Annotated in this window: 12 protein-coding genes; 10 read left to right on the top strand and 2 right to left on the bottom strand. The window is 44.6% G+C overall.

Features of this window, described 5'->3' with window-relative positions; genetic code table 11:
• Positions 1–4 precede the first annotated feature (4 nt).
• The 3 genes from elbB to msrB all read left to right on the top strand — a co-directional run bounded on the left by elbB (position 5) and on the right by msrB (position 4,015).
• The gene (elbB, locus tag G5S32_RS20745; protein ID WP_165314034.1) at positions 5–655 is read left to right on the top strand and encodes an isoprenoid biosynthesis glyoxalase ElbB; all 651 of its coding nucleotides are present in this window, start codon (positions 5–7) and stop codon (positions 653–655) included.
• A gap of 322 nt (positions 656–977) precedes the next feature.
• Positions 978–2,726 (top strand): formate--tetrahydrofolate ligase, encoded by a 1,749-nt coding sequence (locus tag G5S32_RS20750; RefSeq protein WP_165314035.1) that lies wholly within the window; start codon positions 978–980, stop codon positions 2,724–2,726.
• Between the two features lie 143 nt (positions 2,727–2,869).
• Complete coding sequence (gene msrB / locus G5S32_RS20755) at positions 2,870–4,015, top strand: peptide-methionine (R)-S-oxide reductase MsrB (RefSeq protein ID WP_165314036.1); 1,146 nt, start codon at positions 2,870–2,872, stop codon at positions 4,013–4,015.
• Positions 4,016–4,035: 20 nt separating this feature from the next.
• Here msrB and G5S32_RS20760 read toward each other — a convergent pair whose 3' ends face one another.
• Positions 4,036–5,076 (bottom strand): helix-turn-helix domain-containing protein, encoded by a 1,041-nt coding sequence (locus G5S32_RS20760; protein WP_246201142.1) that lies wholly within the window; start codon positions 5,074–5,076, stop codon positions 4,036–4,038.
• A 157-nt stretch (positions 5,077–5,233) separates the two neighbouring features.
• On the opposite strand from G5S32_RS20760, the gene G5S32_RS20765 reads away from it, so the two are divergent.
• The 3 genes from G5S32_RS20765 to eat are packed head-to-tail and all read left to right on the top strand — an operon-like array spanning position 5,234 to position 8,915.
• Positions 5,234–6,637, top strand: a complete 1,404-nt coding sequence (locus G5S32_RS20765) for an ethanolamine ammonia-lyase subunit EutB (RefSeq protein ID WP_165314037.1) — start codon at positions 5,234–5,236, stop codon at positions 6,635–6,637.
• Positions 6,634–7,482 carry an ethanolamine ammonia-lyase subunit EutC gene (eutC, locus tag G5S32_RS20770; protein ID WP_165314038.1) on the top strand — a complete coding sequence of 283 codons (849 nt, stop codon included), beginning with the start codon at positions 6,634–6,636 and terminating at the stop codon, positions 7,480–7,482. The genes G5S32_RS20765 and eutC overlap by 4 nt, the downstream gene beginning before the upstream one ends.
• Positions 7,483–7,520: 38 nt before the next feature.
• Positions 7,521–8,915, top strand: coding sequence for an ethanolamine permease (gene eat, locus G5S32_RS20775; protein ID WP_165314039.1), 1,395 nt, complete (start codon positions 7,521–7,523; stop codon positions 8,913–8,915).
• Positions 8,916–8,997: 82 nt separating this feature from the next.
• On the opposite strand, the gene folE is transcribed toward eat, so the two are convergent.
• Positions 8,998–9,654 (bottom strand): GTP cyclohydrolase I FolE, encoded by a 657-nt coding sequence (folE, locus tag G5S32_RS20780; protein ID WP_165314040.1) that lies wholly within the window; start codon positions 9,652–9,654, stop codon positions 8,998–9,000.
• A 201-nt stretch (positions 9,655–9,855) separates the two neighbouring features.
• On the opposite strand from folE, the gene moeA reads away from it, so the two are divergent.
• From moeA to G5S32_RS20800, 4 genes are read left to right on the top strand one after another with little or no spacing between them, the layout of a single operon-like run.
• The gene (gene moeA / locus G5S32_RS20785) at positions 9,856–11,091 is read left to right on the top strand and encodes a molybdopterin molybdotransferase MoeA (RefSeq protein ID WP_165314041.1); all 1,236 of its coding nucleotides are present in this window, start codon (positions 9,856–9,858) and stop codon (positions 11,089–11,091) included.
• Between the two features lie 8 nt (positions 11,092–11,099).
• On the top strand, positions 11,100–11,852 hold the full coding sequence (moeB, locus tag G5S32_RS20790) for a molybdopterin-synthase adenylyltransferase MoeB (protein WP_165314042.1): 753 nt from the start codon (positions 11,100–11,102) through the stop codon (positions 11,850–11,852).
• Positions 11,798–12,163, top strand: coding sequence for a hypothetical protein (locus tag G5S32_RS20795; protein ID WP_165314043.1), 366 nt, complete (start codon positions 11,798–11,800; stop codon positions 12,161–12,163). Before moeB ends, G5S32_RS20795 begins: the two co-directional genes overlap by 55 nt.
• A gap of 53 nt (positions 12,164–12,216) precedes the next feature.
• The gene (locus G5S32_RS20800) at positions 12,217–13,062 is read left to right on the top strand and encodes a sulfurtransferase (RefSeq protein ID WP_165314044.1); all 846 of its coding nucleotides are present in this window, start codon (positions 12,217–12,219) and stop codon (positions 13,060–13,062) included.
• Positions 13,063–13,168: the final 106 nt, after the last annotated feature.

The following is a 13,168-nucleotide window of genomic DNA, read 5'->3' on the forward strand; positions in this document are numbered from 1 at the left end:
GTCGATGAAAAAAGTAGCCGTGATTTTAAGTGGCTGTGGAGTATTCGATGGCTCAGAAATTCATGAAGCTGTCTTAGCTCTCCATGCCATAGAGAAGCAAGGTGCGAGCTGGTACTGTTTCGCGCCTAATATTGAACAGTTACATGTTATCAATCACCTGACTGGTGAAGAGATGACAGAAACACGAAATGTGTTGGTGGAAGCGGCTCGGCTTGTTCGTGGCAAAATTGATGATGTAGAAAAACTTAAGGCTGACGAATACGATGCCTTACTTATCCCTGGCGGTTTTGGCGCTGCAAAAAACTTAACCGACTTCGCGATTAAAGGCACAGAGTGTACTATCAACGCTCATGTGGCTTCCGCATGTCGAGCCTTTGCTCAAGCAGGCAAGCCAGCCGCTTATCTCTGTATCGCGCCAACCATTATACCGATGATTTATGAACACGGTGTTCAGGGAACGATCGGTAATGATAAAGATACCGCTGTCGCTTTTAATCACATGGGTGGTGACCATATTAACTGTCCTGTAGATGACTTTGTTTACGACCACGAGCACAACGTACTATCAACACCTGCCTATATGTTGGCAGAAAGCATTTCAGAAGCGGCTTCGGGTATCGAACGTTTGGTTGAAAAACTAATACAGCTGGCTTAGTCACAGCTGCGCGACTATTAGCATTGGTATAAGCCAAATTAGCACGGGTATAAATGGCCTGACGCTTTACAATGAAATCCCAAAGGTGATCGTTAGGTCACCTTTGGGATTTCATTGCTTGGGATTACTTTATCCATTACTTATTTTATCCACTGAATCGTTGAGCAAATATTATCCGCGACTTGACTCAAATCAGCATAAATTTGAAAATTACCGCAATCGAACAATCCTCTCGTAAAAAACCTTTACATCGATATATTTCCAGATAACATGCCAACGCAAACGTTTGCCTAACTACACACAAACACCTTCTGAGGATTTTATGCTATCAGACATCGACATTTGCCGTTCTACTCAATTGACTCACATTGATGCCGTGGCTGAAAAGGCAGGATTGCTTGCTGAAGAATATGAAAGCCATGGACATTACAAAGCAAAAGTCTCGTTAAAATGCTTAGAACGCTTGCACGAAAAACCTATTGGTAAGTTTGTGTTGGTGACTGCAATTACACCAACGCCACTTGGAGAAGGTAAAACCGTGACCACAATCGGTCTCGCGCAGGGATTAGCAAAACTAAACCAATCTGTATTTGCCTGTATTCGCCAACCCTCAATGGGGCCTATCTTTGGTGTAAAAGGTGGTGCAGCTGGTGGCGGCTATTCTCAAGTAGCGCCGATGGAAGAGTTAAACTTGCACTTAACCGGTGACATTCACGCAGTGACCGCAGCGCATAACCTTGCCTCTGCCGCCATTGATGCCCGTATCTACCATGAGCAACGTAACGGCTACGAAGATTTTGAGCGTAGAACTCAGCTAAAAGCCTTACGTATCGATCCACATCAGGTGGTATGGAAACGTGTGGTTGACCATAACGACCGCGCATTACGTATGGTGACTGTCGGCCAGAACGAAATGGGTAAAACGATTAACGGCTATGAACGCACCGATGGATTTGATATCTCCGCAGCATCAGAGTTAATGGCAATCCTAGCTTTGGCTTCTGACCTTAAAGATTTACGCCAACGGATTGGTAAAATCGTGGTTGCTTACAGTTTTGATGGGCATCCAGTTACCACTGAAGATCTACAAGTGGCTGGCGCAATGACAGTTAGTATGAAAGAAGCGATTAAACCAACCCTAATGCAGACGTTGGAGGGCGTCCCTACCCTTATTCACGCGGGACCTTTTGCCAATATCGCGCATGGTAACTCATCTATTATCGCCGATGATATTGCGACACGATTAGCCAATTACACAGTCACAGAAGGTGGTTTCGGCTCAGATATGGGTTTTGAAAAAGCCTGTAACATCAAAGCGAAAGCATCAGGAAAAACACCCGATTGTGCCGTTATCGTTGCCACCCTACGTGGGCTCAAAGCTAACTCAGGTCAATTCGATCTGAAACCGGGTCAAGCAATACCAGACTCGTTGTTCTCACCCGATAAAGACGCATTATTAGAAGGTTTTGAGAACCTCAAATGGCATATCAACAACGTAAATAAATACGGCATTCCTGCAGTGGTTGCAATTAACCGTTTTCCTCAAGATACTGACGAAGAACTGCAACAACTCATCTCATTGATTGAAGCACTTCCAAACGATGTTGAGGTAGCACTTTCTGAAGGCTTTGTAAAAGGTGGAGAAGGAACGAAAGATCTCGCTAATAAAGTGATTAAGCAGTGTGAAAAGCCTTCTCTATTTATGCCTCTCTATCAAGCAGAAGATGCATTGATGACCAAAATTACCAATGTTGTCACCAAAGGTTACGGCGCAGGTTCATTCATGCTCAGCTACAAAGCACAAACACAGTTAAAACAACTGAATGAACAGGGTTTTGAAAACTTGTCTGTCTGTTTTGCCAAAACACCGCTTTCGATTACGACAAACTCTTCGATTAAAGGTGCACCGAGCGGTTTTGAGGTCATGATCCGTGAACTCAAGCTCTGTGCTGGTGCAGGCTTTGTATATGCCCTGTGTGACAATGTGATGACCATGCCCGGTTTACCAGACAAACCCGCATTTATGTCACTAGACATTGACGAACACGGCCATATTATCGGCTTGAGTTAAGTTCTTTGAAACTCTAAAGGCAGCACTTCACTCATCGCTGCCTTTCCCTTTACTGATAGATTTATTTAGTAAATGATTTGAAATTTATCACTTCCTGTGCCGTTCTTTTCTTATACCAATTATAAAAATGGGTAAGGAAAGTCATGAAACGCTCAACAATACTATTGCTACTCTTGGCGGCAATCCCTTTATCTTTTTTTTCGCTTAGTCACGCCACCAGTGAAATGAAACCTGCTCAATCGGACTCAAAAAGTATGGGGCAAACCGAAGTTGCAACACTAGCAGGCGGCTGCTTCTGGTGTACAGAATCGGATATGGAGCAACTCAACGGAGTCATTGATGTGGTGTCTGGGTATGCTGGCGGGAATGTTGATAACCCCAAATACCGAGAAGTCTCTTCAGGAAAAACCGGGCACATAGAAGTCGTTCAAGTGGCGTACGATCCCAAGAAAGTGACTTACGAACAAGTATTGGATCAGTTCTTTCGCCATATCGACCCAACCGATGACCAAGGTTCATTTGTTGACAGAGGCAACCAGTATCGTCCTGCAATTTTCTATCACAATGAAGAGCAAAAACAGATTGCGTCTAACTTTATGAACGAGATAGAGCAATCGGGCATTTTTAAGAAGCAACTAAAAACCGAACTGATCCCATTCACCAAGTTTTGGGTTGCCGAGGATTATCACCAAGACTATTACAAAACTAACAAGCTTCGTTATAAGTACTATCGATACGCTTCTGGTCGCGACCAATATTTGGATGAGATTTTTGGTAAAGACAGAGTAGACAATCCTGTTACGTTACGAGAGATCATCGATAAAACCAAAGCGGTGAACAGTGTCAAAGTGTACACACGTCCGTCGGATAGTGAAATCAAAGCTAAACTGACCGAATTGCAATATTACGTGACTCAAGAAGAAGGCACTGAGCGTGCGTTTCAAAATGAATACTGGGACAACAAGCAGGAAGGAATCTATGTGGATATCGTCTCTGGTGAGCCACTGTTTTCATCAACCGATAAGTACAAATCAGGTACGGGCTGGCCAAGTTTCACAAAACCCATCAATGCCGCATACATTGTGACTCACGATGACAATAAGCTCTTTTACACCAGAACCGAGGTTCGCAGCCGTTTCGCCAACTCTCATCTCGGTCATGTGTTCGATGATGGTCCTGCACCAACAGGGTTGAGATACTGTATGAATTCAGCCGCAATGCGCTTTGTTCCGGTAGATAAAATGCAGCAAGAAGGCTACGAAGAATGGTTGAAGCTTTTCAATCAATAGACATTTATGTTGGACGGGTTTCAGCGAACAAGATGCCTAACCACACTTACATTCTGATATTTGGGTGCCCGGTCTCTGGTTTGACTGGGCGTCTCAGCAAATAACAGCTTGTAATAGTGGTTAAATGTTCCTAAATGGTAGAAACCGTAATGCAAAGCTATATCGCAAATTGCCCTCTCCTCACTCATGTTTAGCAAATCTCTTCTAACAGCGTTGAGCCTGCAATCTCGAAGAAAGCTATTCGGGCTAATGCCCAATTCCTGTTCAAAACAGTACTGCAAAGTTCTTTGACTGACACAGGCAATCGAACTCATCTCATTAATCGTTAATGGATAATTGCCCGTCTGCTCAATATGATTGTAGATACGTTTTAACGCTTGACGACGTGTGGAAAAACCTCTTGAGTGTTCAGGTGTTCCTGTAACTTGATACTGCCCTAACCTCGCGATGGCCGATTGTTCAATCAGATGAACTAATCGAGAATGAAGTTCCATTTGATTCGGATCAGTCAATTCAAGTATTTTGCGTCCCAATATGGAGTTGCAGTTAAGGGATTGCTTAATCAGATCCACCAGTGCCCAACAGCTGTGTGCCGCATGAGAATTTTCAATTAAACAAGTGTTTTCCCACCGTTCTAGCTCCTCTGAGCCAATACCCGTTGCGAGCAACTCTCTATCAATCACAATACCAAAGATATTAAAATCGTCAGGTGTGGTTAGCTCAAAGTGTTCATGGGCAGGTCTAATCATAAGCTGATGCTTGTCAGCTGTCCTGCCATTCACTTTTGGGCGCTCCGCATCTAATGAAAATCCAATCCAGAGGGCCTCTGGGTTCACACAACATTCTTGATGAATAGTTTGACTGGTGTATTCCTCAAAAAGGTGCAGTCTTGGCAGCCTTAACTCGTCTAAATAGCCATTAAACTGCCCTGAACCATGCTGATTATATCTTTGTTCCCAAGCACTTAGTGTCTGTGCCTGCTGATTGACATCAAAACTGTACTGTTTGCACCTCACTGGTGCGCATGAATGTTCTTCATCTCGCAATTGAACCAAATTCATACTCCTTCCTTGCACCACAACCAAACAGCAGTTACTTCAAGTTCATGTTTTTAAATAAATTTTCAATTTTGCACATTTCCGTCATAGCAAAGGAACGAAACTAGCAACCTCAATAATCAACTTAAATGCAAAGTTCACACCCAGTTTGAGAGGTCCTATGGGTCCAAACTATCGATATCAACTAGGTAGCCAAACCTACCAGTTTGCATCACTTAAAGAAGTGATGGCTAAAGCATCGCCCCTACGCTCCGGAGATCAACTGGCAGGCGTTGCTGCATCTTCTGCAGAAGAAAGGGTGGTAGCACAGATGGTACTAGCCGACTTGCCATTGAAGACCTTCCTACAAGATCTGCTAATCCCGTATGAGAAAGACGAGATCACTCGACTCATTATTGATGAACACGATGCACAAGCATTTCTGGAAATTGCTCATTTAACCGTTGGAGATTTTCGAAACTGGCTGTTGCAGGAATCGACAACCTCTGTGGAAATTTCTCGTGTCAGTAAAGGCATCACGCCTGAAATGGCAGCGGCTGTTAGCAAAATAATGCGCAACCAAGACCTCATATTAGTTGCCAAAAAATGCCAAGTAATCACGGCATTTCGTAACACTATCGGCCTACCGGGTCGTCTTTCTACTCGTTTGCAACCTAACCACCCTACCGATGATGTCAGCGGCATAGCGGCATCAATGTTCGACGGTTTAATGTACGGTAATGGTGATGCCGTTATTGGTATCAACCCAGCCACAGACAGTGTTAGCCAAGCCACAAAGCTAATGAAGCTCATGGATGAAGTCATCCAACACTACGACATCCCAACCCAAAGCTGTGTGCTAACCCATGTGACCAACACCATAGAGTGCATTGAAAAAGGCGCTCCAGTGGACTTAGTTTTCCAGTCTATAGGCGGTACAGAAGCGACCAACCAAGGTTTTGGGGTCAATATCAATGTACTTGCAGAAGCGTACGATGCAGCCCAGAGTCTGAAACGCGGCACGGTCGGTAATAACGTCATGTACTTTGAAACTGGTCAAGGCAGCGCCCTTTCTGCAAATGGTCACCACAATGTCGATCAGCAAACCTGTGAAGCACGGGCTTACGCTCTCGCTCGCAAATTTAAGCCGTTGCTCGTAAACACTGTGGTGGGATTTATTGGCCCTGAATACTTGTTTGATGGAAAACAGATCACCCGAGCAGGACTTGAAGATCACTTCTGCGGCAAGCTGCTGGGATTACCTATGGGCTGTGATATTTGCTACACCAACCACGCCTACGCAGATCAAAACGACATGGACAACCTACTGACACTGCTTGGCGTAGCCGAATGCTCATTCATCATGGGCATTCCGGGTTCTGATGACATTATGCTGAACTATCAAACCACCTCTTTCCATGATGCTTTGTATGCGCGCCAAGTGCTGGGTTTGAAACCAGCGCCAGAATTTGAAGCTTGGTTAAAACGTATGGAGATTTTCAGCCAAGATAATCAGTCTCAGTTAGCAAATAATCTTTCACCACACTTCCAAACACCACTAGGTTTAGTTAAGGAGTCACGATGAGCAATGTCGTTGAACTGAATCAACTGGTTCATCAAGATCCATGGAATAAGCTCCGCCAATTCACGCAGGCTCGTATTGGTATTGGACGTGTCGGAACAAGTATCCCAACAGAAGAGTTACTGCGTTTTCAGCTCTCACACGCTCAAGCAATCGATGCAGTGCATGTGCCGCTCGACGAACAAAAGTTGGTTGCCGACCTCGCAGACAATGCTTCGTTATCTAACTACTTGCCTGCTTTCTCTTTGCATAGCCAAGCCACTGACAGGCTGACGTATCTGCAACGACCAGATTTAGGCCGTAAGCTGGATGAAATGTCCATTGATACACTCAAAAAGCACAGTGACCAAACGCCGACACCTTATGACTTAGCGATAGTAATTGCTGATGGTCTTTCATCCTATGCCATCAACCACCACGCCGCACCATTCTTGGATGCATTGGTGTCACAGCTCGCACAGGATACCAAACACGAATGGAATATTGCGCCTTTATGCATAGTTCACCAAGGGCGAGTCGCTGTAGGTGACGATGTTGGCGAATCTATTAATGCCAAAGAAGTATTGGTGCTGGTAGGAGAAAGACCGGGACTCAGTTCACCGGACAGCTTAGGACTCTATCTGACATGGAATCCGCACCGAGGAAAAGAAGACTCACTTAGAAACTGCATTTCAAACGTGCGCCCTGAAGGATTGCCATACCAAGCAGCGGCTCATAAGTGTTTCTATCTGTTGTCTGAATCTCGCCAACTCAAATTGACAGGCGTGGGATTGAAAGATCGCTCCGACGATTCCCTGCTTGAACAAAAATCAAACGCACAATTTTTTTCACTAACCACTTTTAAATAACCATTTTTTAATCACCAAGGATTTTTAGGGATTGCTGTATGGAAAACAACAAAACAGGTCTAAAACGGACTTTAGGAAAATTTCAGTTATGGGGCATCGCTGTTGGCCTCGTAATTTCTGGAGAATACTTCGGTTGGAGCTACGGATGGTCACAGGCGGGCACACTAGGCTTCCTGATCACAACCATCATCATTGCTACCATGTACACTGCGTTTATTTTTAGCTTTACTGAGCTATCCACTTCAATTCCACACGCGGGTGGACCATTTGCGTATGCTTACCGTGCTTTTGGTCCTGTAGGTGGCTATATTGCAGGTTTCGCAACTTTAGTAGAGTTTGTCTTCGCCCCACCAGCCATTGCTATGGCAATCGGTGCTTACTTGAATGTTCAGTTCCCTACTCTCGACCCTAAACTGGTCGCAGTGGTGGCTTACATTATCTTCATGGGTCTCAATTTGGTTGGCGTTAGCATTGCGGCTACTTTTGAATTGTGTGTCACCATTCTTGCTATCGTGGAACTACTCGTATTTATGGGTGTTGTGTCTCCTGGTTTCTCATTTGCAAACTTTGCTGCAAATGGTTGGGCTGGTAGTGATGTGTTCTCTGGTGAAGCAATGTCAGGGATCTTCGCAGCAATTCCTTTTGCTATTTGGTTCTTCCTAGCAATTGAAGGCGCTTCAATGGCAGCAGAAGAAGCGAAAGATCCGCAACGTACCATTCCAATCGCATTTGTTTCAGGTATTCTAACGCTGGTTGTTCTAGCGGTTGGCGTTATGTTCTTTGCAGGTGGCGCAGGTGACTGGCGTGAACTTTCAAACATCAACGATCCACTGCCTCAAGCAATGAAGATGATTGTCGGTGAATCCAGTGGTTGGCTACATATGCTGGTATGGCTAGGTCTGTTTGGTCTGATTGCATCTTTCCACGGCATCATCATGGGTTACTCTCGCCAGATTTTTGCCCTATCACGCGCCGGTTTCTTACCTAAGTCACTATCTCAAGTAAACCAACGTTTCCAAACCCCACACTGGGCAATCATTTCTGGTGGTGTTGTCGGTATCGCGGCGATTTTTTCAGACAATCTGATTGTGATTGGCGGTCAGCCGCTCACAGCAAACATCGTAACGATGGCGGTATTTGGTGCGATTGTTATGTACATCATTTCAATGCTTGCACTATTCAAGCTGCGCTCAACTGAACCAACTTTAGAGCGTCCGTTCCGTGCACCGCTTTACCCATACGCACCTGCAGTTGCACTTGTGTTAGCCGTATTAGCACTGGTTGCTATGGTTTACTACAACTTCCTGCTAACGCTTATTTTTGTCGGTTTGTTTGCTCTTGGTTTCGTGTACTTCAAAGCGACACATCAACAAGATGCCGACAAAGAAGGCAACGATGTACTGTTAGTTGCTCAAGTAGGCGAATCGATGTAAATCTTTCAATAGCTGAAATGAACAAAGGGCATCTCTATGGATGCCCTTTTTGTATTCTTACTTTGCTATTAACAGCTGCTGTTCAACGTAAACCGTGAAGAAATTCAGCGCGCGTTGCTGGGTTTGATTTAAAAATCCCCCCCAATGCCGTTGTTGTCGTTACGCTGGTCGCGTCCATGACACCACGAGATTTTACGCAGTAATGTGTAGCATCAATTGTAACCGCCACATCGTCTGACTCTAGTAGAGCTTGCAGAGCAACCAGAATTTGCTGCGTCATACGCTCTTGAACTTGAGGACGCTGAGCAAAGAAGCGAACAATACGGTTGATCTTTGACAGACCAATAATTTTGCCACGCGGGATATAAGCAACCGCAGCTTTTCCATCGATAGTGACTAAGTGATGCTCACAAGTGCTGGTAACAGTGATGTCTTTCACTTTCACCATTTCACTTACTTTCATCTTGTTTTCAATCACAGTGATTTTTGGAAAATTAGCGTAATCCAGCCCAGAGAATATCTCATCCACATACATTTTCGCAATACGATGTGGCGTTTCTTCAAGACTATCATCGGTCAGATCAAGGCCAAGTAAATTGAGGATTTCACGCATGTGATTCTCAATCTTTTCTTTCTTCTCTTCACGACTCACCGTATTTGGTTGCATTGGCGTTTCCAAACCACGGCGCTCTAGCGCATCTTTTACTAACTTTGCTGATTCGCTAAGACCTGATGACATTCACATTCCTCTTACTTTACCCCTTTCGGATGGCTGACAAGGATACTCGGATTCTTACATAATTACACCCCTATTTTATAGGTGGAAATATTGCCGCCTATCTGTCAAAACGCCCAATGCCGCTATCCCTAAAAAGGGCATAGGCAAATAGCTCTACTATGTTAGAGTATCCGCAAATAAAAAAGACAACAGGAATAAAGAATGGGCTGCTGTGATGCTCCGGGCTTAATGCCTCTTGAAGAAGCTTTAGAAAAAATGCTGGCAGGCATTAAACCAATCCAATCAACACTTCAACTCCCGCTCGCAGAGGCCATTGGCTTTGTACTTGCAGAAGACATTCTATCCCCTATCAACGTTCCACCATTTGATAACTCTGCCATGGATGGATACGCGGTTAGAATAAACGAATTAGCGCAAAACCAACCTCTACCTGTTGCGGGAAAATCTTTCGCCGGTCAGCCTTTTGAAGGTGAATGGTCACCTATGACTTGCGTACGTATTATGACGGGCGCGCAAGTTCCACAAGGTTGTGATGCGGTGATCATGCAAGAACAAGCTACCATCACCGAAGACGGCGTGGTTTTCTGCCAGACTCAGGTAAAGCCTAACTGCAATATTCGACCTGTCGGTGATGATATTCATCAAGGTGACATTGTGCTGACTAAAGGCGCGCGCCTAACTGCTCGTGATATTCCGATGATTGCGACTTTGGGTGTCAGCCACTTAACTGTTTTTAGAAAGCCTAAAATTGCTTTTTTCTCAACTGGCGATGAGTTGAAGCCATTAGGCACGCAGCTAAAAGCTGGCGAAATCTATGACAGCAATCGCTACGGTATTAAGCCTCTAATCATTAATTTTGGCTGTGAACCTATTGATTTGGGTATCATCCCTGACTGCCCTAAAACCCTGAAAGAAACGTTTGAAAAAGCGCAAAGTCTCGCTGATGTGGTCGTTACATCTGGTGGCGTCAGCGTTGGTGAAGCGGATTTCACTAAAGATATCCTTGATGAAGTGGGTCAAATTGGTTTTTGGAAACTGGCCATCAAGCCGGGTAAGCCCTTCGCCTTTGGTTCTCTTGGCGATGCTTGGTTCTGTGGTCTTCCAGGTAACCCTGTCTCAGCAGTGTTAACCATGTATGTACTGGTTCAGCCAATGATCGCTAAGCTTGCTGGACACACCCAGTGGAAAGCGCCGGAATCAATCCCTGCGATTACTCGTACTGCGTTTAAGAAAGTACCGGGCAGAACGGATTATCAACGTGGTATTTACTCAATCGAGAACGGTCAGTTCGTTGTCGAAACTACTGGTAATCAGAGCTCTGGTGCGTTTCGTTCTATGAGTTTAGCGAACTGTTTTGTGGTGCTTGAACGCGAACGCGGCAGTATTGAAGTCGGTGAGACTGTGAGCATTCAACTGTTTAACTCAACGTTATATTAGGTTCGAGTATGGAAATCCTAAGCGATGCAGAAATGCTGCGTTACAACCGTCAGATCATTCTCAAAGCGTTTGATTTTGAAGGACAAGAAGCACTGAAGCAGTCCTCAATTTTGATATTGGGTGCAGGTGGTTTAGGGTGTGCATCGAGCCAATATCTCGCCACTGCTGGCATTGGCAAACTCACTTTGATTGATGATGACAAAGTTGAGCTTTCTAATCTGCAGCGTCAGGTACTCCACCATGACGCAGACATTGGCAAACTCAAAGTTGAATCTGCTGCTCAAGCATTGAAAGAACTGAATCCTGAACTGCATATCAACACAATCGCAAAAAGGCTGGATGACGAAGCTCTGTTAAGCCTGATTCAAGACCATAATTTGGTTCTGGATGCCAGCGATAACGTTGATACTCGAAATCAGCTTAATCGTTTGTGCTACCAATCTAGAACCCCGTTGGTTTCAGGTGCTGCCATTCGCATGGAAGGACAAGTAAGCGTGTTTACTTATCAGGATGAAAGCGAACCTTGTTACCAGTGTTTAAGCGCACTGTTCGGCAGCAATGCACTTTCTTGTGTAGAGGCTGGTGTGATGGCACCGGTAGTGGGCATTATTGGCGCAGTTCAGGCGATGGAAGCGATTAAAGTCATTGCACGTTTGGGTAAGCCGATTCAAGGCAAAATTCTGATGCTCGATGCCATGACCATGTCATGGCGCGAAATGAAGTTGATGAAACAGCCTCATTGCCCTACTTGCAGCAAGTAACCTTCCTTCAGATGTCTTCAGCAAAGAAACTCACCATATTGTTATTGCTGCTGACGTTAGTACTGGTCGCTCTAGTGTCATTGCGGCCAGCGCGTACTCAAACCACTCTTCAAGTACGTCTGATTGACAACACACTCACCCAATCTCTCGATGGGCAAAGACGTTATTTGCTCGTTGAATCAGAGGATACTGGAAAGCAGCTTATCAGTGTGTCACCGACCACAGAATGCCATGTCGGTGATGTGATCACTGTGCAGAAAGTCCTAACTGAGCAGCAAGATGTTTATTACCGATTTCTTTCTTGCCCTTAATTGGGTACTTTAAGGGACTGAGTTTTACGTGAGCACAACTAAGGATTTGTTGAATGTCACCACTAGTTACACCTGAATGGCTTGCCGAGCATTTGGATGATCCTCGTTTAGTTATCCTAGACAGCAGCCTTGAATTTCAGATCCCATCTGAGTCTGAAAAAGATTGGGTTAATAAAATCCCCAATGCCCGTCGATTCGATTACGACAAAGACTTCTGTGATATCAACTCTCCACTACCGCACATGATGCCAAACGAAGAGCGCTTTAATCATTTAGCCCAAGAACTAGGAATCAACAACGATTCAATCATCATTGTTTATGACAACAGTGGTACTTTTGCCTCTCCTAGAGCTTGGTGGATGTTTAGAGCTTTTGGTCATTCACAGGTCTATATACTCAATGGTGGATTAACCGAATGGAAAGCACAAGGTTACAACGTCACTCAAGAATATCTTGCTAATCTAGAGAAAGGTGACTTTAACGGCACGTTGCAAACGAATTATTTCGTTGATGCCGAATACGTAAAAGCGAAAATTGAAGATGAAACCAGCTTAACGGTAGATGCTCGTTCACGTGCTCGCTTCCTTTCTCAAGTTGCAGAGCCTCGCCCTGGATTGCGCAGCGGGCATATTCCAAATTCTTGTTGCCTGCCATTTGCTGAATTAATGGATGGGCATAAGCTCAAAACCGCCAATGAACTTGCTGCTATTTTAAAATCAACGCTGATCAAAGATGCAGACGAATACCTATTCAGCTGTGGCTCAGGTGTTACTGCATGCATTGTACTATTAGCAGCATTGGTTTGCGGTTATGAAAACCTCTCTGTTTATGATGGTTCATGGACAGAATGGGGAGCTTCATCTGAGTTACCGATTGCAACGGCAAATAACGCTGGTTAATTGTTTACTCTAGCTGTAGTTGAAGCTCAGTTAAAAGATTAAACATCGGCAGCAATTGATATACACTGCGCCCGATTGTGATTTAAGAAACCACTAGGTTAGTTAT

Origin of the sequence: Vibrio ziniensis (genome assembly GCF_011064285.1) — a bacterium.
In the GTDB taxonomy this organism is placed as follows: Bacteria; Pseudomonadota; Gammaproteobacteria; order Enterobacterales; family Vibrionaceae; genus Vibrio; species Vibrio ziniensis.